The 26,235-nt window shown below is 63.0% G+C and carries 25 protein-coding genes; 3 read left to right on the forward strand and 22 right to left on the reverse strand.

Annotated elements, in window-relative coordinates; genetic code table 11:
- Nucleotides 1-2: 2 nt before the first annotated feature.
- The 3 genes from guaA to guaB form a co-directional block, all read right to left on the reverse strand.
- On the reverse strand, nucleotides 3-1,586 hold the full coding sequence (guaA, locus tag FQ746_RS25205; protein WP_144112509.1) for a glutamine-hydrolyzing GMP synthase: 1,584 nt from the start codon (nucleotides 1,584-1,586) through the stop codon (nucleotides 3-5).
- Between the two features lie 110 nt (nucleotides 1,587-1,696).
- Entirely contained in the window at nucleotides 1,697-2,437 is a 741-nt protein-coding gene (locus FQ746_RS25210; protein ID WP_144112511.1) for a hypothetical protein, read from the reverse strand.
- 5 nt (nucleotides 2,438-2,442) lie between these two features.
- A complete protein-coding gene (gene guaB, locus FQ746_RS25215) occupies nucleotides 2,443-3,903 on the reverse strand; it encodes an IMP dehydrogenase (protein ID WP_144112512.1) in 1,461 nt (486 codons plus the stop codon).
- A gap of 305 nt (nucleotides 3,904-4,208) precedes the next feature.
- Here guaB and FQ746_RS25220 point away from each other — a divergent pair, with 305 nt between their 5' ends.
- On the forward strand, nucleotides 4,209-5,198 hold the full coding sequence (locus tag FQ746_RS25220; protein ID WP_144112513.1) for a DMT family transporter: 990 nt from the start codon (nucleotides 4,209-4,211) through the stop codon (nucleotides 5,196-5,198).
- 51 nt (nucleotides 5,199-5,249) lie between these two features.
- Here the strand turns inward: FQ746_RS25220 and FQ746_RS25225 are convergent, their stop codons facing one another.
- Nucleotides 5,250-5,603, reverse strand: coding sequence for an RnfH family protein (locus FQ746_RS25225; protein ID WP_144112514.1), 354 nt, complete (start codon nucleotides 5,601-5,603; stop codon nucleotides 5,250-5,252).
- Nucleotides 5,600-6,037: a type II toxin-antitoxin system RatA family toxin gene (locus tag FQ746_RS25230; RefSeq protein WP_144112515.1), complete on the reverse strand. Its 438-nt coding sequence runs from the start codon at nucleotides 6,035-6,037 to the stop codon at nucleotides 5,600-5,602. The genes FQ746_RS25225 and FQ746_RS25230 overlap by 4 nt, the downstream gene beginning before the upstream one ends.
- Nucleotides 6,038-6,137: 100 nt before the next feature.
- On the opposite strand from FQ746_RS25230, the gene smpB reads away from it, so the two are divergent.
- Nucleotides 6,138-6,584 (forward strand): SsrA-binding protein SmpB, encoded by a 447-nt coding sequence (smpB, locus tag FQ746_RS25235; RefSeq protein WP_144112516.1) that lies wholly within the window; start codon nucleotides 6,138-6,140, stop codon nucleotides 6,582-6,584.
- A gap of 122 nt (nucleotides 6,585-6,706) precedes the next feature.
- Here the strand turns inward: smpB and FQ746_RS25240 are convergent, their stop codons facing one another.
- From FQ746_RS25240 to ppsA, 3 genes are all read right to left on the reverse strand, one after another.
- Nucleotides 6,707-7,639 (reverse strand): SPFH domain-containing protein, encoded by a 933-nt coding sequence (locus FQ746_RS25240; protein ID WP_144112517.1) that lies wholly within the window; start codon nucleotides 7,637-7,639, stop codon nucleotides 6,707-6,709.
- A gap of 28 nt (nucleotides 7,640-7,667) precedes the next feature.
- A complete protein-coding gene (locus FQ746_RS25245; RefSeq protein ID WP_144112518.1) occupies nucleotides 7,668-8,120 on the reverse strand; it encodes an NfeD family protein in 453 nt (150 codons plus the stop codon).
- A gap of 86 nt (nucleotides 8,121-8,206) precedes the next feature.
- Nucleotides 8,207-10,612 (reverse strand): phosphoenolpyruvate synthase, encoded by a 2,406-nt coding sequence (gene ppsA, locus FQ746_RS25250; protein ID WP_144112519.1) that lies wholly within the window; start codon nucleotides 10,610-10,612, stop codon nucleotides 8,207-8,209.
- A gap of 537 nt (nucleotides 10,613-11,149) precedes the next feature.
- Between ppsA and FQ746_RS25255 the strand changes: the two genes are divergently transcribed.
- Complete coding sequence (locus tag FQ746_RS25255) at nucleotides 11,150-11,965, forward strand: pyruvate, water dikinase regulatory protein (RefSeq protein WP_144112520.1); 816 nt, start codon at nucleotides 11,150-11,152, stop codon at nucleotides 11,963-11,965.
- Nucleotides 11,966-11,985: 20 nt separating this feature from the next.
- Here the strand turns inward: FQ746_RS25255 and FQ746_RS25260 are convergent, their stop codons facing one another.
- From FQ746_RS25260 to pyrH, 14 genes are all read right to left on the reverse strand, one after another.
- Entirely contained in the window at nucleotides 11,986-12,768 is a 783-nt protein-coding gene (locus tag FQ746_RS25260; RefSeq protein ID WP_144112521.1) for a TrmH family RNA methyltransferase, read from the reverse strand.
- Nucleotides 12,769-12,842: 74 nt separating this feature from the next.
- The gene (rnhB, locus tag FQ746_RS25265; RefSeq protein ID WP_144112522.1) at nucleotides 12,843-13,628 is read right to left on the reverse strand and encodes a ribonuclease HII; all 786 of its coding nucleotides are present in this window, start codon (nucleotides 13,626-13,628) and stop codon (nucleotides 12,843-12,845) included.
- Nucleotides 13,625-14,794 (reverse strand): lipid-A-disaccharide synthase, encoded by a 1,170-nt coding sequence (gene lpxB, locus FQ746_RS25270; protein ID WP_144112523.1) that lies wholly within the window; start codon nucleotides 14,792-14,794, stop codon nucleotides 13,625-13,627. Before lpxB ends, rnhB begins: the two co-directional genes overlap by 4 nt.
- A gap of 3 nt (nucleotides 14,795-14,797) precedes the next feature.
- On the reverse strand, nucleotides 14,798-15,586 hold the full coding sequence (gene lpxA, locus FQ746_RS25275) for an acyl-ACP--UDP-N-acetylglucosamine O-acyltransferase (RefSeq protein ID WP_144112524.1): 789 nt from the start codon (nucleotides 15,584-15,586) through the stop codon (nucleotides 14,798-14,800).
- Nucleotides 15,587-15,680: 94 nt separating this feature from the next.
- Entirely contained in the window at nucleotides 15,681-16,145 is a 465-nt protein-coding gene (fabZ, locus tag FQ746_RS25280; RefSeq protein ID WP_144112525.1) for a 3-hydroxyacyl-ACP dehydratase FabZ, read from the reverse strand.
- Nucleotides 16,146-16,274: 129 nt separating this feature from the next.
- Complete coding sequence (gene lpxD, locus FQ746_RS25285; RefSeq protein ID WP_144112526.1) at nucleotides 16,275-17,354, reverse strand: UDP-3-O-(3-hydroxymyristoyl)glucosamine N-acyltransferase; 1,080 nt, start codon at nucleotides 17,352-17,354, stop codon at nucleotides 16,275-16,277.
- A gap of 98 nt (nucleotides 17,355-17,452) precedes the next feature.
- Nucleotides 17,453-17,974 (reverse strand): OmpH family outer membrane protein, encoded by a 522-nt coding sequence (locus FQ746_RS25290; RefSeq protein WP_186310849.1) that lies wholly within the window; start codon nucleotides 17,972-17,974, stop codon nucleotides 17,453-17,455.
- Nucleotides 17,975-18,026: 52 nt separating this feature from the next.
- Nucleotides 18,027-20,339, reverse strand: coding sequence for an outer membrane protein assembly factor BamA (gene bamA / locus FQ746_RS25295; RefSeq protein ID WP_144112527.1), 2,313 nt, complete (start codon nucleotides 20,337-20,339; stop codon nucleotides 18,027-18,029).
- Between the two features lie 67 nt (nucleotides 20,340-20,406).
- On the reverse strand, nucleotides 20,407-21,849 hold the full coding sequence (gene rseP / locus FQ746_RS25300) for an RIP metalloprotease RseP (RefSeq protein WP_144112528.1): 1,443 nt from the start codon (nucleotides 21,847-21,849) through the stop codon (nucleotides 20,407-20,409).
- A 7-nt stretch (nucleotides 21,850-21,856) separates the two neighbouring features.
- The gene (locus tag FQ746_RS25305) at nucleotides 21,857-23,065 is read right to left on the reverse strand and encodes a 1-deoxy-D-xylulose-5-phosphate reductoisomerase (RefSeq protein ID WP_144112529.1); all 1,209 of its coding nucleotides are present in this window, start codon (nucleotides 23,063-23,065) and stop codon (nucleotides 21,857-21,859) included.
- A 10-nt stretch (nucleotides 23,066-23,075) separates the two neighbouring features.
- Nucleotides 23,076-23,897 (reverse strand): phosphatidate cytidylyltransferase, encoded by an 822-nt coding sequence (locus FQ746_RS25310; RefSeq protein WP_144112530.1) that lies wholly within the window; start codon nucleotides 23,895-23,897, stop codon nucleotides 23,076-23,078.
- Nucleotides 23,891-24,673 (reverse strand): polyprenyl diphosphate synthase, encoded by a 783-nt coding sequence (gene uppS, locus FQ746_RS25315; RefSeq protein ID WP_144112531.1) that lies wholly within the window; start codon nucleotides 24,671-24,673, stop codon nucleotides 23,891-23,893. The genes FQ746_RS25310 and uppS overlap by 7 nt, the downstream gene beginning before the upstream one ends.
- 64 nt (nucleotides 24,674-24,737) lie before the next feature.
- A complete protein-coding gene (gene frr, locus FQ746_RS25320) occupies nucleotides 24,738-25,298 on the reverse strand; it encodes a ribosome recycling factor (RefSeq protein WP_144112532.1) in 561 nt (186 codons plus the stop codon).
- Between the two features lie 97 nt (nucleotides 25,299-25,395).
- Complete coding sequence (pyrH, locus tag FQ746_RS25325) at nucleotides 25,396-26,109, reverse strand: UMP kinase (RefSeq protein WP_144112533.1); 714 nt, start codon at nucleotides 26,107-26,109, stop codon at nucleotides 25,396-25,398.
- Between the last annotated feature and the right edge of the window lie 126 nt (nucleotides 26,110-26,235).

The following is a 26,235-nucleotide window of genomic DNA, read 5'->3' on the forward strand; positions in this document are numbered from 1 at the left end:
AATTACTCCCACTCAATCGTCGCCGGCGGCTTCCCCGAAATGTCATAAACCACGCGATTAATCCCGCGCACTTCATTAATAATCCGGTTCGACACGTGCCCCAGCAACTCGTGCGGCAAGTGCGCCCAATGAGCGGTCATGAAGTCGAGCGTCTGCACCGCACGCAACGCCACCACGTACTCATACGTGCGGCCATCGCCCATCACGCCCACGCTCTTCACCGGCAGAAACACCGCGAAGGCCTGGCTCGTCAGGTCGTACCAGGACTTGCCCGTTTCCTTGTCGATAAACGTCCGCAGCGTCTCGATGAAAATCGCGTCCGCGCGACGCAACAGGTCCGCAAAGTCGCGGCGCACTTCACCGAGAATCCGCACGCCCAAACCCGGGCCCGGGAACGGATGGCGGTACACCATCGCCGGCGGCAAACCAAGCTTCACGCCGAGTTCGCGCACTTCGTCCTTGAACAACTCGCGCAGCGGTTCGAGCAACTTCAGATTCAGCGTCTCCGGCAAGCCGCCCACGTTGTGGTGGCTCTTGATGGTCTGCGTGCCCTTCTTGCCCTTGCCTGCCGATTCGATCACGTCCGGGTAGATCGTGCCCTGCGCGAGCCACTTCGCATCGGTCAGCTTGCCGGCTTCGGCCTGGAACACTTCGACGAATTCCGCGCCGATGATCTTGCGCTTCGCTTCCGGATCGGTCACGCCGGCCAGCTTCGACAGGAACACTTCGCTCGCGTCGACGTGAATCACCTTCACGCCGAGGTGATCGGCGAACGTGGCCATCACCTGCTCGGCTTCGTTCAGACGCAAGAGACCGTGGTCGACGAACACGCAAGTCAGCTGGTCGCCAATCGCGCGATGCAGCAGCGCCGCCGCCACCGACGAATCCACGCCGCCCGACAGGCCGAGAATCACGTGCTCTTTACCCACCTGCTCGCGAATTTTAGCGACCGCTTCGTCGACGTAGTTACCCATCTCCCAGTCGGCCTGCGCACCGCAGATCTTCAGCACGAAACGTTCGAGCATCGCGCGACCCTGCACGGTGTGCGTGACTTCCGGATGCCATTGCAAGCCGTAGAAATGACGCACCTCGTCGGCCATCGCGGCGATCGGACAGGATTCAGTCGACGCCATCAGCGCGAAACCCGGCGGCATTTGCAGCACCTTGTCACCGTGGCTCATCCACACCTTCAGCATGCCGTGACCTTCGGGCGTGGTGAAGTCGCTGATGCCTTCGAGCAGGCTCGTATGGTTACGCGCGCGCACTTCGGCGTAACCGAACTCGCGCAGATGACCGATGTCCACCTTGCCGCCGAGTTGCTCGGCCATCGCCTGCATGCCGTAGCAAATGCCCAGCACGGGCACGCCGAGTTCGAACACCGCTTGCGGCACGCGCGGCGTGTCCGTCTCGGTCACCGAACTCGGACCGCCGGACAGAATCACGCCCTTCGGCGCGAAATCGCGAATGAACGACGCGTCGACGTCGTACGGATGAATTTCCGAATACACGTTGGCTTCGCGGACGCGACGTGCAATCAGTTGAGTGACTTGCGAACCGAAGTCGAGGATCAGAATCTTGTCATGCATGGCAGCGGACGGTGTCAAAAGTGAGCGGATACGGAATGCCGCGCACGAAGCGCGGCGTCGAATTCAAAACAGCCAGCAAGGCGGAAAGCAGCAGGACGGAAGCGCCGGCATCAACCATGAAACGGTGGACGCGGCCCGCCGGGTGCATCGGCAGCGGCGTTGCGGGCATCGTCGCGTGCCGCGGCGGCCGAACTGGCAGCGGAGCTGGCCGATGCGCGCGCGGAACGCTCCGCGCGCTTGGCCCGCTCTGCAGCGGTGAGATTGGCTTCGTCGACAACCGGGTACGAAGTCGCAGGCGTAACGGCCGGCGCCACTGCGGTGTCCGGGTGATACACCGGGAAACCCGCCGTGAGCGGCTGCGGCTCCTGACGATTGGCCGCGTTTCTCGCCGCATCTTTCGCGGCTTGACGCTCGGCCCGTTCGGCAGCAGCGGCTTCAGCCAGCCGCTCCCGTTCGCGCCGTCGCACCGCGCTCGCCAGTCGCACCCCGCCCAGCCCGATCAGTAGCAGCACCACACCCGTGAGCACTGCGACGATCTGCCCGAAGCCGGTCAGCGCCGGCGTATGCAAGCCGAGCAGCCACACCAGCATCAGCACGCCGGTCAGCCAGTTCACATGACCGACGACCTTCGCGACCGACGACGTCAGCGCGCCGTCGATAGACGCATGCATGGCCAGCCACGCCAGCCCGATGAGCGCCACGCCAAACCCCTGGCCGACCAGCGCCGGCTGCGTCTGCACCAGTTGCAGCGCGTTGTACAACGAAGTCCATGGCGTCAGCAGAAACAGCAGACCGAACGCAAGCAACAACACGGCATCGAGGATGAGTACAGCGCGCAGCAATGGCTTCATTGGTTTTAGTCCACGTGGTAGTTGGGCGCTTCCTTGGTGATCTGCACGTCGTGCACGTGCGACTCGCGCAGGCCCGCGCCGGTGATCTGCACGAACTCGGCCTTGTCGTTCATCTCCGAAATCGTGCGGCAACCGCAATAACCCATGCTCGCGCGCACGCCGCCGATCAGCTGATACAGGATGGCGTTGACCGAACCCTTGTACGCGACGCGCCCTTCGATACCTTCCGGCACCAGCTTGTCGATATTCGCGGAGTTGTCCTGGAAGTAACGGTCCGCCGCGCCGTCCTTCATCGCGCCGACCGAACCCATGCCGCGGTAGGACTTGTATTGACGGCCCTGGAACAGGAACACGTCGCCCGGCGCTTCTTCGGTGCCGGCGAACATGCTGCCCATCATGACCGCATTCGCGCCGGCGGCCAGCGCCTTGCTGACGTCGCCCGAGAACCGCACGCCGCCGTCTGCGATAACCGGAACGCCCGTGCCCTTCAGTGCTTCGGATACGTTCGAGATAGCCGTGACCTGGGGCACGCCCACACCGGCGACGATACGCGTGGTACAGATGGAGCCCGGGCCGATACCGACCTTCACGCCGTCCGCGCCGTACTCGACCAGCGCCTTCGCAGCAGCAGCCGTGGCGATGTTGCCGCCGATCACTTCGACATGCGGGAAGTTCTGCTTGACCCACTTGACGCGCTCGAGCACGCCCTTGCTATGACCATGCGCCGTATCGACCACGATGACGTCGACGCCGGCCTGTACCAGCAGTTCGACACGCTCTTCGTTGTCTTCGCCCACACCGACCGCCGCGCCCGCGCGCAGCTTGCCGTGTTCGTCCTTACAGGCGTCCGGGTGTTCGGTTTGTTTGGTGATGTCCTTGACGGTCATCAGCCCGCGCAGTTCGAACGCTTCGTTGATGACCAGCACGCGCTCGAGGCGGTGGCTATGCATCAGCGCCTTGGCTTCCGCGAGCGGCGTGCCTTCCTTGACGGTGACGAGGCGCTCGCGCGGCGTCATGATGTTGCGCACCGGTTCGTCCAGACGTTCCTCGAAACGCAGGTCGCGGTTCGTGACGATACCGACCAGTTGCGCGCCTTCGACGACCGGGAAACCCGAGATACCATGCTGGCGCGACAGCGCGATGACGTCGCGCACCTTGGTTTGCGGTGGAACCGTAATCGGATCGCGCACTACGCCGGATTCGAAACGCTTGACCTTGGCAACTTCACGCGCCTGTTCGGCCGGCGTGAGGTTCTTGTGGATGATGCCCACGCCACCCATTTGCGCCATGGCGATGGCAAGACGGGCTTCCGTGACGGTGTCCATCGCGGCGGACACGAGCGGCATGTTGAGGGAGATGTTGCGGGTCAGCCTGGTCTTGAGGCTGGTGTCGCGCGGCAGAACATCGGAGTAGGCCGGGACGAGGAGCACATCATCGAACGTGAGTGCTGTTTGGATCAGACGCATGGCAAATCCTATAGGCGCAAAAGCGAATTATACGCGATACCTCCCCGGTTTTCACTGCACTAACAGCAGCTTAGCGAATTCGGCGGGACTTTTTTCCGCACCTTTGCAGCCTTTTTCCCGCGCCGATTTCGCTTCGCTGTTCGCCTCGGGTTCGAACTGGTTTCGTTTGCGCGTTCACAGGCAAATGCGTGTTCGACGCAATCGACGGCAGCGACGTCGACCCTCCCGTGCAGAATCGAACAAGACGGACACCGCCCTGAACGGTTAATCTGCGAGCCTTTTCAGGATTCTTGCAGGGGCAGTCGATGCGGCGTGGTGTGGCATATGGCGTAATGGCCGGGGCGTTATGGGGAACCGTGTTTCTGGTGCCGCGCATGCTGCCCGATTTTTCACCGCTGCTGCTGAGCGCCGGACGGTATTCGATGTACGGCATCGTTTCGCTGGCCGCGGCCTTGCCCTCGGCCCGCTCGCTGCTCACGCGGCTCACTCGCGAAGATCTCGTCGCGCTCGTCCAGCTCGCGGCTGCGGGCAACCTGCTCTATTACCTGCTGCTGACCGCCGCGGTCCATCTGCTCGGCATTGCACCGACCTCGCTGATCGTCGGCGTGCTGCCGGTCACGGTGACGCTGCTCGGCCGGCGCGATCACGGCGCGGTGCCGCTCGCGCGCCTCGTCTGGCCGCTCGCGCTCGTGCTGGCAGGCCTCGCCTGCATCAATGTCGACCTGTTCACCACGACGAGCGCGAGCCCGACCAGCATCGCGAGCAAGCTGATCGGGCTCGCCTGCGCGCTCGGCGCGCTCGCCAGCTGGACCTGGTTCGCGGTCGAGAATGCCCGCTATCTGCAGCGGCAGACGCATTTCAGCGGCAACGAGTGGTCGATGCTGTGGGGTGTCGTGACCGGCGCGCTGGGCGTGGCGTTCTGGGTGGCGGTCGCCGTGCTGCCGCCGGGCGGCCCGCAGGGCGCGTCGACCGACGGGCGCTGGCACATCTTCTGGATGCTGAATCTGGGACTCGCGATCGGCGCGTCGTGGCTCGGCAACGGCTTGTGGAACGCCGCGTCGAAGCGGCTGCCGCTCACGCTGTCCGGTCAGATGATCGTGTTCGAGACGCTGTTCGCGCTGCTGTATGCATTCATTTACGATCAACGGTTGCCGCGGCCGCTGGAGCTGGCCGCCATCCTGCTGCTGGTGGCTGGAGTGTGCTGGTCGGTGCGCCAGCATGCCGGCGACGATGCCGGCGACGATGCGGCCGGCGCAGCGTCGCTCGAGGACGAGGCGCGCGCTTCTACGCCGTGACACCCTCCGCCCTGACCCGGCGCCTTCGCTTTTACAAGCGCTCGAAGCGCCCTAGCGCGAATCGCGGTTCTGCCAGCGGCGTCCTTCGATCGAGCCCGCCTTGCGCGTTTTCTCGACCCGCCGCTGCCGCGAGACTTTCGGGTCCACGACTAGCGGCCGGTAGATTTCGACCCGATCGTGATCGGCCAGTACGGTGTCGAGCGGCTTGAGCTTGCCGAAAATCCCGACCCTGGCGTGACCCTCCTGCGAACCCGACGCACCCAGATCGATCTGCGGATAGCGCTGCAGAATGCCGCTCGCCTCGATCGCCTCGCGCAGCGTGGCGCCGGCCGGCAGGTCGAGTTCGACGAGCGTCTGCTCGGTGGCGAGCGCGTAGCAGACTTCAATCGACAAGCGCGGGCTCATGCCTTACCGTAGCGCTGGTCGGCACGCTTCACGAACGATTCGACGAAAGTATTGGCGATGTGACTGAACACCGGCCCAATCAGCTTTTCGAGAATGATGTTGGTGAATTCGTAGTGCAGCGCGAATTCGATCTTGCAGGCGTCCTCGCGCAACGGCGTGAAGCGCCAGAAGCCGGTGAACTTGCGAAACGGGCCGTCGGCGAATTCCATGTCGATGCGCGTGGGCCGTTCCATGCTGTTGCGCGTCGCGAAATGCTGCTTGATGCCCTTGAAATTGATGTCGATCTTCGCTTCCATCGCGTTTTCGTCCTGGCGGCGGATTTCGACTCCCCCGCACCAGGGCAGGAAGTTGGGGTAATCGGCGACGTCGGTGACGAGGTCGAACATCTGTTCCGCCGAATGGCGGATCAACACGGTTTTCTGGACATCTGCCATAAATTGAACAGCGCGTGGCAAGGGTGGACTAGCGCGGCGGGCTTTCCTTGCCCTGCTTTGCTAAAATCGTGATTTTAAACGAGTTGGGCACTTTCCATTCATGAGCATCATCGACAACAGAAAAGCCTTCTACGACTACTCGGTCGAAGAACGCTATGAAGCAGGGCTCGTGCTCGAAGGATGGGAGGTCAAGGCGCTGCGCGCCGGGCGCGGCCAGATCAAGGAAGGTTACGTCGTGATCCGCGACAACGAACTGTTCCTGATCGGCACGCACATCAGCCCGCTGCCCGAAGCCTCGACCCATATCCATCCCGACCCGGTCCGCACGCGCAAGCTGCTGCTGCACAGCGAGCAGATCAGCAAACTCATCGGCAAGGTCGAGCAGCGCGGCTACACACTCGTGCCGCTGAATTTTCACTACAAAGGCGGTCGGGTCAAGTGCGAAATCGGTCTCGCCAAAGGCAAGAAACAGCACGACAAGCGCGAGACGGAGAAGAAACGCGACTGGGAACGCGAGAAAGCGCGTTTGATGCGTTCGCCGGGTTGAGGCTGTTGAATACCGCGATGGTGTGACTGACGGTGCGACCGACGGTGTGACCGCCGGTGTGACCGCCGGTGTGACAATAAGGCGCGCCGCGCGGCGCGCCTTCAGCGCTCATCAGTCGGGATTCAACGCCCGTCCGGCACGCCCTTCCCCTTGTTCACGATGGTCAGCGCCGACGCGATCATCGAACTCATATCCGACATATTGCCCGGCACGATCAACGTCGTGCCCTGCTTCGCCAGGTTCGAGAACGCGTTCACGTACTGTTCGGCCACCTTCAGGTTCACCGCTTCCATGCCGCCGTCGGACTGGATCGCCGCGGCGATTTTCTGGATCGCCTGCGAATTGGCTTCGGCCACGGCCAGGATCGCCGATGCCTGCCCTTGCGCCTGATTGATCGCCGCCTGCCGCTCGCCTTCGGACTTCTGGATCGCCGCCTCGCGACCACCCGACGCGATATTGATCTGCTCCTGCTTGCGCCCTTCGGAAGCCGCGATCAGCGCGCGCTTTTCGCGCTCGGCGGTAATCTGCGCCTGCATCGCGTGCAGGATTTCCTTCGGCGGCGTCAGGTCCTTGATTTCGTAGCGCAATACCTTCACGCCCCAGTTCGAGGCGGCTTCATCGAGCGACGACACGATGCTGTGGTTGATGAAGTCGCGTTCCTCGAAAGTCTTGTCGAGTTCGAGCTTGCCGATGACCGAGCGCAACGTGGTCTGCGACAACTGTGTGATCGCGAACACGAAGTTGCTGGACCCGTACGACGCCTTCATCGGATCCGTCACCTGGAAATACAGCACGCCGTCCACCTGCAACTGCGTATTGTCACGCGTGATACACACCTGGCTCGGCACTTCGAGCGGAATTTCCTTGAGGATGTGTTTGTACGCAATCCGGTCGACGAAGGGGAACGCGAAACTCAGGCCCGGCGTCAGTGTGCGGTGATAGCGGCCAAGCCGTTCGAGCACCCAGGCGTGCTGTTGCGGCACGATCTTGATGGTCTGCGCCGCCAGCACGATCACGATGAGCAGAAACACCGCGCCGATGATGGTCGAATCCATGACTGTCTTCCTTCTCTAGTTCGAATAGTTAGGCATGACGTGGCGTGCGGGCTTCGCGACTGGCCACCACCACGAGGCAACTGCCGCGCATCTCCACGATCTCGTAGAGGAGCGCATCTTCCGGCTCGCCTTCGGCCAGTTCCACGTCCCAGGCCGCGCCGCGATAAGTGGCGCGTGCGCGCCGCTCGTGCCACGCGACGACGTTCAGCGTCTGCCCGATATCCAGATTCACGTCGGGATTTTTCGACGCCTCCTTGCGCGTGCGCCGGCCAAAGCGCGAGCGCCTGAGCGCCAGCACGGCCACCAGCGCGACCACCGCCGCGATCACGAACTGCGCATCGGCCGCGGCGCCGGCAATGTGCGCGATCGCCGCCGCGACACAGCCCAACGCGATCATCAGCAGATAGAAGGTGCCGCTGAGCAACTCCAGCACGATCAGCACACCTGCCCCGATCCACCAGAACAATCCACCTGGCGCCACGTCGACCTCCACAAAGCAAAACACCCCGGATATACCGGGGTGTTTATAGCACGAAGCACGTGCAGTTCCGACAGCTGCCTACCTGATTACTTGTTCAGCGACTTCGCCAGCGTTTGCCACGTCTCGATGATCGAGTCGGGGTTCAGCGAGATCGACGCGATGCCCTGGTCCGTCAGCCATTGCGCGAAGTCCGGATGATCCGAAGGACCCTGACCGCAAATACCGACGTACTTGTCCAGACGCAAGCAGGTTTCGATTGCGCGCTTGAGCATGAACTTGACCGCAGGATCGCGCTCGTCGAAGTCCACCGCCAGCAGTTCCATACCGGAATCGCGGTCGAGGCCGAGCGTGAGTTGCGTCAGATCGTTCGAGCCGATCGAGAAACCGTCGAAGAATTGCAGGAATTCTTCGGCGAGAATCGCGTTCGACGGCACTTCGCACATCATGATCAGACGCAGGCCGTTCACGCCGCGCTTCAGGCCGAACTTGTCGAGCAGACCGACCACGCGTTCCGCCTGCTTCAGCGTACGAACGAACGGCACCATGATTTCGACGTTGTCGAGGCCCATCTCCTCACGCACCTTCTTCAGCGCGATACATTCCATCTGGAACGCTTCGGCGAAATCTTCGGCGATGTAGCGCGACGCACCACGGAAACCCAGCATCGGGTTTTCTTCGTCCGGCTCGTAACGCGAACCGCCGATCAGCTTCTTGTACTCGTTCGACTTGAAGTCCGACAGACGCACGATGACGGGCTTCGGATAGAACGCCGCGGCGATCGTGGCAATCCCTTCGGTCAGCTTGTCGACATAGAACGCGCGCGGCGAAGCATGACCGCGTGCGACGCTTTCCACGGCCTTTTTCAGGTCGGCGTCGATGTTCGGGTACTCGAGAATCGCCTTCGGGTGCACACCGATGTTGTTGTTGATGATGAACTCGAGCCGCGCCAGACCCACGCCGCCGTTCGGCAGTTGCGAGAAGTCGAAGGCCAGTTGCGGGTTGCCCACGTTCATCATGATCTTCACCGGAATCGGCGGCAGTTCGCCGCGCTGCACTTCGGTGATTTCGGTTTCGAGCAGGCCGTCGTAAATCTTGCCTTCGTCGCCTTCCGCGCACGACACGGTGACGAGCGAGCCTTCCTTCAGCACGTCGGTTGCGTCGCCGCAGCCGACCACCGCCGGCACGCCCAGCTCACGCGCGATGATGGCCGCGTGACAGGTCCGCCCGCCACGATTCGTGACGATGGCCGACGCCCGCTTCATGACCGGCTCCCAGTTCGGGTCGGTCATGTCGGCGACCAGCACGTCGCCCGGCTGCACACGGTCCATCTCCGACGGATCGTGAATTACGCGCACCGGACCCGCGCCGATTTTCTGGCCGATTGCGCGGCCGGTTGCCAGCACGTTCGACTGGCCCTTCAGCTTGAAGCGCTGCTCGGCCTTGCCTGCAGCCTGGCTCTTCACCGTTTCGGGACGCGCCTGCAGAATGAAGATCTTGCCGTCACGGCCGTCCTTGCCCCACTCGATGTCCATCGGACGCTCGTAGTGCTTCTCGATAATGACCGCGTACTTTGCCAGTTCGATCACGTCCTGGTCGGTGATCGAATAGCGGTTGCGCTGCTCGTGCGACACGTCGACGGTTTTCACGCGGCCTGCTTCGCCGGCTTTCGTGAATTCCATCTTGATGAGTTTCGAGCCGATCGAGCGGCGGATGATCGGGTACTTGCCCTGCTCGAGCGTGGTCTTGAAGACGTAAAACTCGTCGGGGTTCACCGCGCCTTGCACCACCGTTTCGCCCAGACCGTAGCTCGACGTGATGAACACCGCGTCCTTGAAGCCGGATTCGGTATCGAGCGTGAACATCACGCCGGCCGCGCCGACGTCCGAGCGCACCATGCGCTGCACACCCGCCGACAACGCGACTTCGGCGTGCGTAAAGCCCTTGTGGACGCGATAAGAAATAGCACGGTCGTTATACAGCGACGCGAACACGTGCTTCATGCGATCGAGCACCTCGTCGATGCCGACCACGTTGAGGTAGCTTTCCTGCTGGCCTGCGAACGAAGCGTCCGGCAAGTCTTCCGCCGTCGCCGACGAACGCACGGCGAACGACAGTTCTTCAGGCGAGCTGTTTTGCAGCGTGTCGAAGCCCGCGCGAATGTCGGCTTCGAGTTGCGGCTGCATGGGCGCGTCGACGATCCATTGACGGATTTCCTTGCCTGCTTCGGCAAGGGATTTGACGTCGTCCACGTCGAGCGTTTCGAGACGCTTCGCGATGCGATCGGTCAGGTTGTTGTGATGCAAGAAGTCACGGAAAGCCAGTGCCGTAGTGGCGAAACCGGTCGGCACGCGTACGCCGGCTTCGGCGAGCTGACTGATCATCTCGCCTAGCGACGCATTCTTGCCACCGACGATTTCCACGTCGGTCATCCGCAACTGCTCGAACGGAACTACATACGCCTTATCCTTTGCGACGGTAACTGCGTTAGTCATACAAGCCCCTAAGTGTGAAAGAAATTCACGGCTGTGCAAGTGGGCTCGAACGCGAGGCGCTCATAAGAAGCGTGACTCACGTCTTGCACAACCTGTTGGAGAAGCAATCGCGACGCGGCTCGGGAATCGAATTCAATGGCCGAAAAACGACGAAGACGACGATTGGCCGAAATTACCGACCGAATCTCATATTTCGCCGGTTTGAGCGCTAGTTACCGGTCAAAAGCGAGGCGTTGACCGACCGTTCGCGGTGAGTTAGACGCCAATCGCCTGCAATTGCTTATCCAACAGGTTGCCGCTATTCTACCGTGCCGACTCTCGAAATGTGACTGTCGGACGAGAATTGCGCCTCGAATCGCGCCCCGGACCGACCGGCGGGCTCTTAGCGAGGCTCCGGCGGCGCGAGGCGCGGTAGCGGTGCTACAAGGCGCGCTATTACGACGCGGCGAGCTCTGCGGCATAAACCGCCGGGTAGCGGTGTCGAAACAGCGATAGTTTAGTCGAGCGTTCTTCACGCTCACGTTCCCTGCCCCACTGATGCCGCCCACCGTATTCATCGTCTCCGACGGTACCGGGATCACTGCCGAAACCTTCGCGCATTCGATCCTCTCCCAGTTCGACCAGAAATTCCGCCTGGTTCGTGTGCCCTTCGTCGATTCGTCGGAGAAGGCTTACGCCACGCTCGAAAAAATCAACGAGGCGATCAAGGTGGACGGTCGCCGTCCGATCGTGTTCACAACGCTCGTGGACAGCGCGTCGAATCAGATCGTGAAGGGCTCGAATGCGCTCGTGCTCGACATGTTCCAGACCTTCGTCGAGCCGCTCGAGCAGGAACTGGAATTGAAGTCGAGCCATGCAATGGGCCGGGGTCACCAGAACGCCGACACCGACGAGTACAAGAACCGTATCGAGGCGATCAACTTTTCGCTAGCTCACGACGACGGTCAGTCGAACCGCAATCTCGCCGACGCCGACGTGATCCTGGTCGGCGTCTCGCGCAGCGGCAAAACGCCGACGAGCCTCTATCTGGCAATGCAGTATGGGGTGAAAGCCGCCAACTATCCGCTGATTCCGGAAGACTTCGAACGCGGCAAATTGCCTTCGGCGCTGCTGGAGCACCGGCAGAAAATGTTCGGCCTGTCGATCGATCCGCAGCGGCTCGCGGAGATCCGCAACGAGCGCCGCCCGGGCAGCAAGTACGCGGCGTTGGAAAACTGCCGCTACGAGATCAACGAGGCCGAGGCGATGATGCGGCGTGAAGGTATCAAATGGCTATCGTCGACGCACAAGTCGATTGAAGAAATCGCCACGACGATCCTGCAGGAAGTGAAGCTGGAACGGCCTTCTTATTGAAGATCGGGCCCAAACCGTTCTCACACGTTACGCTGCTGGCGGCACTGTTCGAATACGCAGACCGCCGCCGCAGCCGCCACGTTCAGCGACTCCATGCCGCCCGGCTGCGGAATCGTCACTCGCAGCGTCACCGCGTCGCGCCACGTCTGCGAGACGCCCGCGCCCTCGTTCCCGAACACCCACGCGAGCGCACCGCTCAGATCGCAGTCGTAGAGCGCCTCGGCGCCATGCGAATCGGTGATGACGACGGGCACCGCCAGCCGGCCGATCAGCGCCGCCGCGTCCACGTCCTCGTGAATCTGTAGCAGGAAGTGCGCGCCCATTCCCGAGCGCAACACCTTCGACGACCACGCGTACGCCGTGCCCGGCGCGCAGAACACGTGCTGAATGCCGGCGGCCGCCGCACTGCGCAGAATCGAGCCGACGTTGCCCGCATCCTGTACGCCGTCCAGCACGATGCAGGTCTCGGTCACCGTGTCCGGCAACGGCGCGGCGAGCTTGTCCACGAGCAGCAGCAGCCCGACGCCATGCACGACATTCGACAGTTGCCCGAACAGCGCGTCCGGCAGCGTGACGATCCGCTGCTCGTCGATACGAGCAACGATCGCGCGTGCTTCGTCGTGCTGCAACGCACCCTCGGTCACCACGCACATTTCCGGCTGTCCGGCGACGTCGAGAAACGCGCTTGCGAGATGCAAGCCTTCGAGCAGCGCCTGTCCGCCGCGACGTTGCTGATGCGTGGAACCGGCCAGTGCCTTCAGGCGCTTATAGAGCGGATTGTCCCGCGAGGTGATGGCTTTCACAGGCAGCGAAGGCTTAGAGAATGGGGGAAAAGAGAACGACCGACAGGCCGCACGTCACGCGTAACGTGTGTGGCTCAGAGCGCGCCGTCGCGCTCGCCGAAGGCGTCGTCGTCGAGGAGCGCGCCGGGCATCACGATGACGCCGTTCGAGCCCTGCGGCGCGGCCAAAGCGACCGTGCTATCGCCGATCATGCCCAGCCGCTGATGCGCTTCGCGCACCGGCGCAAACGAACGCCGATGATGCTCGCACGGACCGTGTTCGCGCAAGGCCGCGAGATGCTGCGGCGTGCCGTAACCGGCATGCGCGTTGAAGCCGTACACCGGATACGTCTGATGCAATTCGAGCAGCATGCGGTCGCGCGTGACCTTGGCGAGAATCGACGCCGCCGAGATGGATTTGACCAAAGCATCGCCGCCGATCACCGCTTCGCTGCGCACGCTCAGCGTCGGGCAACGGTTGCCGTCGATTTTCACGAGCGTGGGCGCGACAGAGAGACCTTCGACCGCGCGCTTCATCGCCAGCATGGTGGCATGCAGGATATTCAGCGTATCGATTTCTTCGACGCTCGCCGACGCGATGCAGTAAGCCAACGCGCGGTCGACGATCTTGTCGTACAGCTCGTCGCGCTTCTTGGCGCTGAGCGCCTTCGAATCGTCGAGGCCGCGAATCATCGGCCTGGACGGGTCGAAAATGACCGCCGCCGCGACCACCGGACCGGCCAGCGGTCCGCGCCCGGCTTCGTCGACGCCACAAATAATGTCGTCGACCGACTCGAAATTCAGGCCAACCTGCTGCGCCGCCGTGCCCGCGACGCCCGCGACCTTGGCCGACTTCCGACCCGGAGCGCGCGCCCCGTTCATGGCCGCACCTTGCGCTGTTCGATCACGGCCGCGACGACCTCCGCGGCCCGCTGCGCGGTGTTCTGCCTCAGCGCGTGATGCATCTCCGTAAAAATCTCGGTGAGCGTGCGGCGGTTGCCTTCGTCGCGCAACTGCTTGAGCGTCGCCTCGGCGAGCGCCTGAGGCGTCGCGAAATGCTGCAGGATTTCCGGCACCACGAAGCGCCCCGCCAGAATGTTCGGCAAACCCACATAAGGCAGATAACCCTGACGCCGCATGATCTGCCCGGTCAGCCAGGGCACCTTGTACGAGATCACCATCGGCTTTTTCAGCAACGCGGCTTCCAGCGTCACCGTGCCGCTCTTCACGAGAATCGCGTCCGCCGCGGTCATCGCGAGTTGCGACTGGCCGTCGGTAATCGTCAGCGCCAGACCCGGGTGCGAGTCGACCAGCGGACGCAGCATCTCGCGCAATGCGGGCGTGGCCGCCGGCATCACGAAGCGCAGACCGGGTTCCTGGTGCTGCATCATTTCCATCGCGGCAAAAAACGTCGGGCCGATCAGGTCGATTTCCGAGCGCCGGCTGCCCGGCAACACGGCGATGACCGGTCCGCTTTCCGCGAGTCCCAGCGTACGGCGCGCGCCGAGCGTGTCGGGTTCGAGCGGAATCGCGTCGGCCAGCGGATGCCCCACGTACGACGCCGCGATACCGGCTTTTTCGAGCAATGCGGTTTCGAACGGAAACACGCACAGCATGTGGTCGACCGCCTTCGCGATTTTCTTGATGCGCCCGCCGCGCCACGCCCAGATGGACGGGCAAACGAAATGCACGGTCGGAATGCCGGCATCGCGCAGCGGATGTTCGAGGCCGAAATTGAAGTCCGGCGCGTCCACGCCGATGAACACCGACGGGGGTTCGGCCAGCAACTGGCGCTTCAATTCATTGCGGATGCCGAGAATCTCGGGAATGTGCCGCAGCGCTTCGACATAGCCGCGCACGGTCAGCTTGTCCATCGGCCAGTGGGCGTCGAAGCCCGCGGCGGTCATGCGCGGGCCGCCAATGCCGTAATACTGCGTCGTGGCGGGCAAACGGCTCGCGAGGCCGTCGAGCAGCGACGCCGCCAGCAGATCGCCGGACGGCTCGCCGGCTACCATCGCGACGCGCAGCGGACTGGGTTGCAAGGCCATCGCTTAGCGGATGATGCCGCGTTGCGACGCAACGACGAACGCCAGCAGCGTTTGCACCGGCGCGTCGCCGTCGCCGCCCGCGGAGCCGAGTTCGCGCAATTGCACCTTGGCTTCTTCGAGCGACAGACCGTTCTTGTACAACACGCGATAGGCCGAGCGCAGCGCCGAAATCGCTTCCGCCGAAAAGCCGCGGCGGCGCAGACCTTCGACGTTGATACCGTGCGGCTCGGCCTTGTTGCCTGCGGCGATCACGAACGGCGGAATGTCTTGCACGAGCGCGGACGCGCCGCCGAGCATCGAATGCGCGCCGATGCGCACGAACTGGTGCACGCCCGACATGCCGCCGACGATCGCATGGTCGCCGATCGTCACGTGGCCGGCCATCTGCGCATTGCTCGACAGAATGACGTTGTTGCCGACGTGGCAGTCGTGACCGATGTGCACGTACGCCATGATCCAGTTGTCGTCGCCGAGCGTGGTGACGCCCGTGTCCTGGGTCGTGCCGGTATGCAGCGTAGTGAATTCGCGGATGGTGTTGCGATTGCCGATAACGAGCCGGGTGGGTTCGTCACGGTACTTCATGTCCTGCGGACGGCCGCCGACCGACGCGTAATGGCCGATCCGGTTGTCTTCGCCGATCGTGGTGTGGCCTTCGACCACGCTGTGCGACCCGACGCTGCTGCGCGCACCGATGGTGACGTTTGCGCCGATGACGGCATACGGACCGACTTCGACGGATTCGTCGAGTTGTGCGCCGGCCTCGACGATCGCAGTGGGATGAATCCTGCTCATGCGTCCTCGCTTCTGATTCTGTTGCGTTGTCTGGATGGACGGGTGCGGGGCCGGCCTCGCCCGATACTGACCGCCGACTGCCCGAACCCCGACCTCAAGCGTCTTTGTCCGTGTGCCGTACCGCGCACATCAGGTCGGCTTCCGCCGCCACGACGCCATCCACTTCGGCACGCGCCTTGAACTTCCAGATACCGCGCATGTGACGCTCGAACGTGCAATTCAGGATCAACTGGTCGCCTGGTTCCACGACGCGCTTGAAGCGCGCGTTGTCGATACCGACGAACAGGTACAGCGTGCTCGCCGGATCACTGGGCTCTTCCGAGAACGTCAGCAGTGCGGCCGTCTGGGCAAGTGCTTCGAGAATCAGCACGCCGGGCATCACCGGACGGGTCGGGAAGTGACCCTGAAAATACGGCTCGTTGATCGACACGTTCTTCAACGCTTTGATGCTCTTGTGCGGTTCGAGTTCGAGCACCCGGTCGACCAGCAGGATCGGGTAGCGATGCGGCAGCAGCGTGAGAATCTTATGAATGTCGAGATTGATTTTTTCGGTGCTCATGGTGTTTCTGCTCACGCATTGACTGCGCGATGATGACTGCGGATGCTGGTGCAGGTGGGTTTCGGTAACGCGTGCCGCGGGTGGGTTGCGCCGCTATTTTACGCGGCGCGAGGGGGCCGCCCTGAAAACTCAGTTTTGCCCTTCCGTGGGCTTCGCCGCCGCGGCGGCTTCGAGCGCCTTGATACGATCGCGGAGTTTGTCGATATTGCGCAGCAACGCCGCGCTTTTGTTCCAGTCCGCATGGTTCACGGCCGGGAACGCGCTGGTGTACATGCCGGGCTTCAACAGCGATTTCGACACGCCCGACTTGGCCGTGACGATCACGTAATCGGCCAGCGTCACGTGACCGGCAATGCCGACTGCGCCGCCGATCATGCAATGACGGCCGATAGTCGTGCTGCCCGCAATGCCCGCGCAACCGGCGATGACCGTGTATGCGCCGACCTTGCAGTTGTGGCCGATCTGCACGAGATTGTCGATCTTCACGCACTCTTCGATGATCGTGTCGGCCATCGCGCCGCGGTCGATCGTGGTGTTCGCGCCGATTTCGACGTCGGCCGCAATCGACACGCCACCCACTTGCGGAATCTTGACCCAACTGCCGGTACGCGCTTCGCCTTCGCCGACGAAGTCGGGTGCGAAGCCGAAGCCGTCCGAACCGATGACCGCGCCCGCGTGCACGATAACGCGCTCGCCGAGCTTGCAGCCGTGGTAAATCGCCACGTTCGGATACAGATGCGTGCCGGCGCCGATGCGTGTGCCCCGGCCGATGAACACGTTGGCATCGAGCCGCACGTTCTCGCCGATCACCGCGCCCGCTTCCACGGTCACACGCGGGCCGATCACGGCGCTCGCCGCGACTTGCGCGGACGGGTCGATGGTCGCGCTCGGGTGCACGCCCGGCTGAAGCTTCGGCGCCGCGAGATCGATGAAGGTCTGCGCGACGCGGGCGAAGTAAGCGTAAGGATTCGGCGTGACGATGAAATGACGACCTTCGCGCGAGGCGACTTTGGAGAGGTCGTCGGCGTTGATCAGCACGGCACCCGCGCGGGTCGTCTCGACCTGCGACAGGTATTTCGGGTTAGCGAGGAACGCCAGCTGGTCGGGACCCGCCTGGTCGAGCGGCGCCAGACCGCCGACGCGCTGCGTGGCGTCTCCAACTACTTCACCGCCGAACCGTTGGACGATGTCCGCGAGCGTAAATGCCATGCCTATGCTGTCTCCTGCAAATCAGTCCAGCTTGTTGTTTGCGCGACCCGGGCCTGCTTGCCCGTGACCGCGTTCAATTGCGTCTGGTTGCGCCCGGCTCAGTTACCGGACGCGGCCAGCGCCTTCAACACCTGGTCTGTGATATCGATGCGCGGGCTCACGTACACCGCTTCCTGAACGATCAGGTCGTAATGCTGCTGCTCGGCGATCTGCTTGATGACCTTGTTGGCCCGGTCGAGCACCGCAGCGAGCTCTTCGTTGCGGCGCTGGTTCAGGTCTTCGCGAAACTCGCGCTGCTTGCGCTGGAAGTCCGTATCGAGTTGCGACAGGTCGCGCTGCTTCTGTGCGCGGTCGGCGGCCGACAACGACGCGCCGCTCTTGTCGAGCGAATCGGACATCGACTTCAGTTTCGTCGCCATGTCGGCGAGGTCCTTGTCGCGCTTGGCGAACTCGGCTTCCAGTTTGACCTGTGCCGCCTTGGCCGCTGCCGATTCGCGCAGGATCCGGTCGGAGTTCACCGCGGCGATCCTGGCTTCCTGCGCGTGCGCTACGCCGACGCCCAGCGTCATGGCCAGCGCAAACGCGCACGCTACACGTTTCGAAAACATACCGGTTAGCAAAGTCATCCTCTCGATACTGTTGTGGGCGAGCTCGGCGTGAACGTAGTCCGGATCAGAATGCCGTCCCGATCTGGAACTGGAACTTCTGATACTGGTCGCCGGTGTGCTTGACGAGCGGGAAGCCCAGGCTGAGCTTGAGCGGCCCGATCGGCGAAATCCATGCGAGACCGACACCGTAGCCGTAACGCAGACCGTTCGCGCCGGTCGAATTCGCCGCGCTGCTCGCGTCGGCCCAGACGTTACCCGCATCGAGGAACGTAAACACTCGCAAGGTCCGGTCGTAGCCCGTACCCGGCAGCGGGAACGTCAACTCGACGTTACCGACGATCATTTTCGAGCCGCCGATCGGGTCGTTGGTGGTCTTGTCGCGCGGGCCCAGCGAGCTAGGCTCGTAACCGCGCACCGAACCGATACCGCCGGCGTAGTAGTTCTTGAAAATCGGGTACGGCTTGCCGCTCAGACCGTTACCGTAACCGCCCTGGAAGTTGAAGCCCAGCACGAAGCCGCGCGCGAACGAGTAATAGTACTGCGCGTTGATGTCGGCCTTGTAGTACTGGGTGCCACCGATAGGCGTACCGTACTCGGCGTTCGCCTGCGTGAAATAACCGCGGCTCGGCACCAGTGCGCTATCGCGCGCATCGCGCGACCAGCCCACCGTGATCGGCACGTTGTTCGACACGCGGCCGAAGTCGGCGACGTATTGCTTGTACGAAGCCGGCGTGGTCGAGTCGACATCCAGCTGATTCTGCTCGAGGCCTGCGCCGAAGTAGACCGTGTCCACTTCCGAGAACGGAATACCGAACTTCAGGTCGCCGCCGATGGTGACGATCTTGAAGCTCGAATCGGTCGAGTAGTACAGCGGCTGATACGTGCGGTAGTAGACGTCGGTAATGCGCTTGATGCCGTCGACCGTGAAGTACGGGTCGACCTGCGTGACCGTCAACGTGCGATACGTCTTGGCGGTATTCACGTTGACCGAAAGGCTCGTACCCGAACCGAACACGTTGTCCTGCGACACGCCGGCCGAAAGCACCACCTTGTCGGTCGACGAGAAACCGGCACCGAGCGTAATCGCGCCGGTCGGCTTTTCGGCCACCTTGACGTCGACGTCCACCTGGTCGGGCGTGCCTTCCACCGGCACCGTGGTGACGTCTACGTCCGTGAAATAGCCCAGACGGTTGATCCGGTCTTTCGACAGCGCGAGGCGGTTCGAATCGAACCACGAGCTTTCGAGCTGGCGCATTTCGCGGCGCACCACTTCGTCGCGCGTCCGCGTGTTGCCGACCACGTTGATACGACGCACGTAGACGCGACGGCTCGGGTCCACCTGCAAGGTCAGGTCGACCTTGTGGTGCTCCTGGTCGATTTGCGGCTGCGCGTTGACGGTCGCGAATGCGTAACCATATTCGCCCAGCTTGTCGACGAGGGTCTTGGTGGTGGCTTGCAGCTTTTCAGCCGAGAAGCGGTCGCCCGGTTTGATCTTGATGAGCTTGTTCAGCTCGGCTTCGCGGTCCAGCAGGTTGCCGGCCAGCTTGATGCTCGAAATCGTGTACGGCTCGCCTTCATGCAGCGTGACCGTCAGGTACATGTCCTTCTTGTCCGGCGTGATGGACACCTGGGTCGACTCGATATTGAACTCGAGGTAACCGCGATTCAGGTAATACGAGCGAACGTTCTCGAGGTCGCCCGTGAGCTTGTCTTTCGCGTACAGGTCGTTTTTCGTGTACCACGAGAACCAGTTCGGCGTGGACAGTTGCATTTCGTCGCGCAACGTACCAGTGCTGAACGCCTTGTTGCCGATGAAGTTGATCTGGCGGATCTTCGCGCTCGGACCCTCGGCCACCGAGAACAGCACCGACACGCGATTGCGGTCGATCGGCGTGATCGTGGTGGTGACTTCGGCGGCGTAGTAGCCGCGCGTGAGGTACTGACGCTTCAGTTCCTGCTCGGCCTTGTCGACGAGTGCCTTGTCGTAATAGCGGCCTTGCGACAGACCGACCGCGCGCAGCGCTTTGGTCAGGTTGTCCTTGTCGAACTCGTGAATGCCGGAGAAATCGATCGTGCCGATGGCCGGACGCTCCAGCACCTGCACGATGACGACGCTGCCTTCGGTCGCGATCTTGACGTCGTTGAAAAAGCCCGTGGCGTACAGTGCGCGAATCGCGTCGGAGGCTTTATCGTCGCTGAAAGTGTCGCCCTGCTTGATGGGCAGATAGGCAAACACGGTACCGGGTTCGACGCGTTGCAATCCCTCGATCCGGATGTCTTGCACCACGAAGGGCGTCGTTGCGTGAGCAGCCAGCCCATGCGCGGCGAACGCCGCGGCTATAACGGTCTTTGGAACAAAGCGATGAGGTTTAAACAACGTGCTTCCCCAGTGTGTATAGCTGCATCAGGTCGGACGGTCGCCATCGTGAACGCCGCCAGACACTTTAAAAATGGATTAAACGAGCCAGATCGTTGAACAGCGCAATCGCCGACAACGCAACAATGCAAGCGAGACCCGCCCTCTGAAAAACGAGTTGCCAGCGATCTGAGACAACTTTACCGGTGGCGGCTTCAACCAAATAATATAACAGATGACCCCCGTCCAATACCGGAATTGGTAACAGGTTCAGTACACCGAGACTAATACTGACAAGGGCCAGGAACGACAAAAATGCGGATGGGCCCAGACGTGCGCTCTTTCCTGCGTAGTCGGCAATCGTCACGGGACCGGAGAGATTCTTCAGCGAGGCTTCGCCGACGATCATCCGCCCGAACATTCTTACCGAGTACACCGACAGATCCCACGTGCGGCGCGCGCCCAGTTGCAGGCTTTCGATCGGGCCGTAGCGTACGTCGATGGACGGCACCTGTGTGGCCAGTTCCGCGCCGATGCGACCGACCTGCTGACCCGTGGCATCGTCGCGCTGCATTTGCGGGATCACGCGCAGGTCTTCGAGCTTGCCTTGTGTGGCGGGTGTCGACGTCGTGTTAGCGCTCGCATTTGCGTTTGCGTTAGCATTCTTCCCGCTGCCGCCGCGCTCGACCTGCAGCGTCAACGGCTGACCGGCATGCGCCTTCACATACGCGATGAACGTCGTCGCATTCGCGGTGGGCACACCATCGACCGCACGCAGGCGATCGCCGGTGACGAGCCCCGCCTGTTGCGCGGCGCTGCCCGCCTGCACACCCGCGACGATCAGCGTACCGCCGCCCGGTTCGAAACCGAGATGCGACATGAAGTCGTCGTCGATGTCCTTCTCGCCGAGACCGCTCAGATCGAGTTGAAAGTCGGACGTGCCGTGCCTGTCTTTCGCGCTCAGGATCACACGCTTGTGATCGAATGCCGCACCGAGCAACTTCCAGCGCAGGTCCGACCACGAGCGCACCGGTTCGGAGTCCGCTGCGTTGCCGGTACGCGCGGCGACGATGGTCTCGCCACCCTCGAAACCGGCACGCGCGGCGAGTGTATTGGCCGTCGGTGTCGCGACGATCGCGGCGGGCTCGGTGACACCCGTGGCGAACACGACGCCGAACAGCACGATGGCCAGAATGAAGTTCGCAACCGGTCCCGCGGCGACGATCGCAAAGCGCCGCCATACCGATTTGCGGTTGAACGTCTGCGAAAGCAGGTCGGCGGGAATGGGCGTGTCGACGTTTTCCCGCTCGTCGAGCATCTTCACGTAGCCGCCTAGCGGCAGCGCGGCAATCGTCCACTCGGTGCCGGTTTTAGGGCTGACCCACTGGAACAGCGGCTTGCCGAAGCCGATCGAAAAGCGCAGCACTTTCACGCCGCACAGACGCGCCACGCTGTAGTGCCCGTACTCGTGGACCACCACGAGTACGCCTATCGCGACCGCGAAAGCGAGCAGTTCGATCAGCAGGTTCATGAGCGCCTCACTGGACGGCGCGTTCCGTTCGACGGGCGCCGCCGACCGGCAGGCGCACGATGACTTCGGCCGCGGCGCGACGCGCGGCCGCATCGGCGGCGATCACGTCGTCCAGCGCATTCGCGCTGCCGAGCGGCAAGCTGTTGAGCACCGAGTCGACCACCTCGGCAATCGCCATGAAGCCAATTTGCCGCGACAGGAACGCTTCCACCGCGACTTCGTTGGCGGCGTTCAGCGCCGCGCTAGCCAGGCCGCCTTCGGCGAGCGCCTTCATGGCCAGCGCGAGACACGGGAAGCGCGTGTAGTCGGGTTTTTCGAACGACAGCGAAGCGATCTCCGCGAGGTCCAGTTGCGCCACGCCCGAATCGACGCGATCGGGAAACGCCAGCGCGTGAGCGATCGGCGTGCGCATGTCGGGGTTGCCCAGTTGCGCGAGCACCGAACCGTCCGCATACGACACGAGCGAGTGGATCACGCTCTGCGGATGGATCAGTACCTCGATACGCTCGCCGGGCAGATTGAACAGCCAGTGCGCCTCGATCACTTCGAGGCCCTTGTTCATCATCGTGGCGGAATCGACCGAGATCTTGCGGCCCATCACCCAGTTCGGGTGCTTGCACGCTTCGTCCGGCGTCACGTCGACGAGCGTGGCCGGTTCGCGCGTGCGGAACGGGCCGCCGGAAGCGGTCAGGATGATCTTGGATACGCCGCCATGCAGCGCGGCTTCGCGCGGCAGGCATTGGAAAATCGCGTTGTGTTCGCTGTCGACCGGCAGCAGCACGGCGCCGTTGTCGCGCACCGCATCCATGAAGATGGAGCCGGACATCACCAGCGCTTCCTTGTTGGCGAGCAGGATGCGCTTGCCGGCGCGCGCCGCCGCCAGCGTGGGGGCGAGTCCCGCCGCGCCGACGATCGCCGCGACCACGGTGTCGCAGCCCGCGCTCTTCGAGACCTCGACGAGCGCCTGTGGGCCGTAGGCCACCTCCGTCCTGCAACCGGCCGCGCCCAGTTTCGCCGCTACCTGGGCGGCCGTGTCGGCGTCGCCGACGACCGCCACTTCGGGCTGAAAGCGCAGGCATTGCTCGACGAGCTTGTCGCCGTTGCGATGCGCGGTGAGCGCGTAGACCGAAAAGCGTTCGGGATGACGCGCGACGACGTCGAGCGTGCTGTCTCCAATCGAGCCCGTGGAACCGAGCAATGTCAGACGTTTTTGCATATCTCTTTCTCTAGCCGAGCAGCAGCATGGCAAGCGGCAACACCGGCAACAACGCGTCGATGCGGTCGAGCACGCCACCGTGCCCCGGCAGCAGGCCGCTTGAATCTTTCACTCCGGCCTGGCGTTTCATCATCGATTCGAACAGGTCGCCGATCACGCTGAATGCCACCAGCAAGGTCAGCGCGAAAAGCGTGCGAACGGCGCCCAGTTGCGCCAGCAGCGCGGAATAAACGGTCGGCTCGAACGCATGCAGGAAGACGGCGAGCGCCGCGACGATCATCACGACCAGCCAGCCGCCGATGGCCCCTTCCCAGGTTTTACCCGGACTGATGGCCGGCGCCAGCTTGTGCTTGCCGAACGCTTTGCCGGAGAAGTATGCGCCGATATCGGCGAGCCAAACCAGGATGAGCAGCGACAGCACGAACGGCACGCCCTGCATGCGGGCGGCGACCAGAGCATGCCAGCACGCGACGAATACCACAATGCCGGCCACGCACAGGAACGGGCGCCATGCGCCTTGTGCCAGCGCCGGTTTGCGCAACAGCACGAACGGGCCGACGATTACCCAGAAAATCGCGGCGGCCTGGAAGAACGGCCGCGGCGCGACGTCGCCGGTGCCGAGACGCGTGCTGGCGACCAGCGCGACGGCCGTGACCAGCGCGTAGACCACCGGTCCGGCGCCGCTCAGCTTGAGCAGCCGCGCCCATTCCCACGCCGCGAAGACGACGACGAAGGCGATCAGCGCGCCGAACGCGCCGACCGGCGCGAACAGTGTAACGGGCAGGAATACCGCCAGCAGCACGATCGCCGTGATGACACGGGTTTTTAGCATGGAAGCGAATCGACGTTTTGCGATTGCGGCTCGAGTTGAGCACTGGTGCGGCCGAAGCGGCGTTCACGCTCGGCATACGACGCGATGGCGTGACCGAGCGCATCGGCGTCGAAGTCAGGCCAGAAGGTGTCGGTGAAATAGAACTCGGTGTACGCGAGTTGCCACAGCAGGAAGTTGCTGACGCGGCGCTCGCCGCCGGTGCGGATGAACAGATCCGGCTCGGGCGCGTACGCCATGGAAAGATGCTCGGCGAACGATTCCTCGTTCACCTCGACGGCCTTGCCCGCCAGCGCCGATTGCTCGGCCAGCTTGCGGGTGGCCTGCATGATGTCCCAGCGGCCGCCGTAGTTGGCGGCAATGGTCAGCGTGAGGCGGGTATTGCGCGCGGTTTTGGTTTCCGCGCGGCGGATCAGGTCGCGAATGCGGGTGTCGAACTTGTCCAGGTCGCCGACCACGCGCAAACGGATGCCGTTTGCGTGCAGCTTGCCGATTTCGCGCTCGAGCGCCGTGACGAACAGGCGCATCAGGAACGACACTTCGTCGTTCGGGCGACGCCAGTTTTCGGAACTGAACGCGAACAGCGTCAGATACTGGACGCCCTGCCGGGCGCACGCCTCGACGGCCGCGCGGACTGCGTCCACGCCACGCGTATGGCCCGCCACGCGCGGCAGACGCCGCTGGGTGGCCCAACGGCCATTGCCGTCCATGATGATCGCGATATGTCGCGGCACCGCGGCAACATCAGGCACGCGCACGGTTGAGCTGGTATAGGTCATGGCCGTCGGGACAGTGACTGCAAATGAGGAAGTGGAAACCCTGAAGGTACTGAGCCGGGCGGCTTCAGACCGTCATGATCTCGGCTTCCTTGGTCACGACGATCTTGTCGATTTCGGCGACGAACTTGTCCGTCAGCTTCTGCACGTCGTCGCCGGCACGGCGTTCGTCGTCTTCGGAAATTTCCTTGTCCTTGACGAGCTTCTTGAGTTGCTCGTTGGCGTCGCGGCGCAGGTTGCGAACCGCCACCTTCGCCGTTTCCGCTTCGCTCTTGACGACCTTGGTCAGTTCGCGGCGGCGTTCTTCGGTCAGCGCGGGCATCGGCACGCGGATCACGTCGCCTTGCGTGGCGGGGTTCAGTCCGAGGTCCGACTCGCGGATCGCCTTTTCGACGACCTGAACCATCTTCTTTTCCCACGGCTGCACGCCGATCGTGCGCGCGTCGATCAAGGTCAGATTCGCGACCTGGGAGATCGGTACCGGCGAGCCGTAGTAATCGCACTGGATATGGTCGAGCAGGCCCGTGTGAGCACGGCCCGTGCGGATCTTGGACAGGTCGTTCTTGAACGCGTCGATGGAGCGCTGCATTTTCTGCTCAGCGCCCTTCCTGATATCAGCCACAGACATTTTGAAACCTCCGAACCTTGAAAACGGAGCGAGCCGGCCAACACACGCTATGCGGCGGCCAGGTTCGCGTCACAGCTCACGTTAAGTGAACGAGAGTTTACACGTGGACGAGCGTGCCCTCGTCCTCGCCTTGTACGATGCGCTTGAGCGCGCCCGGCTTGACGATCGAAAACACGCGGATCGGCAGTTTCTGGTCGCGGCACAGCGCAAACGCGGTGGCGTCCATGACCTGCAGATTGCGGCCGATGGCTTCGTCGAAGCTGATGGTGGTGTAACGGGTCGCGCTCGGGTCTTTCTTCGGGTCGGCGGAATAGACGCCGTCCACCTTGGTGGCTTTCAGCACGACTTCCGCACCGATTTCCGAGCCGCGCAGTGCGGCCGCGGTGTCGGTCGTGAAGAACGGGTTGCCGGTACCGGCCGCGAAAATCACGACTTTGCCTTCTTCGAGCTGGCGAATCGCGCGCGGGCGGATGTACGGCTCGACCACCTGATCCATGCGCAGCGCGGATTGCACACGCGCTTCGATGCCGGCGTGACGCATCGCATCCTGCAGCGCCAGCGCGTTCATCATGGTGGCCAGCATGCCCATGTAGTCGGCCGTGGCGCGGTCCATACCGGCCGCGCCGCCCGCGACGCCGCGGAAGATGTTGCCGCCGCCGATTACCACCGCCAGCTGCGTACCGAGATGAACCACCTCAGCCACGTCCGCTACCATTCGTTCGATGGTCGCGCGGTTGATGCCGAAGGCATCGTCGCCCATCAGAGCTTCACCGGAGAGTTTGAGCAGGACGCGTTTGTAGGCAGTGGGCATAGGGGTATCCAGATCGCGCAGAACAGGGCAACAGTCCAGGGAACGGCAAGGGACTGTTAATGTAGGGGTGAAACACTGATTCGGGCAAGCGTCGCCAAATTGACGAGCCCCCAAGGCCCGCCAGAG

Source organism: Paraburkholderia sp. BCC1886 (assembly GCF_900996245.1).
In the GTDB taxonomy this organism is placed as follows: domain Bacteria; phylum Pseudomonadota; class Gammaproteobacteria; order Burkholderiales; family Burkholderiaceae; genus Paraburkholderia.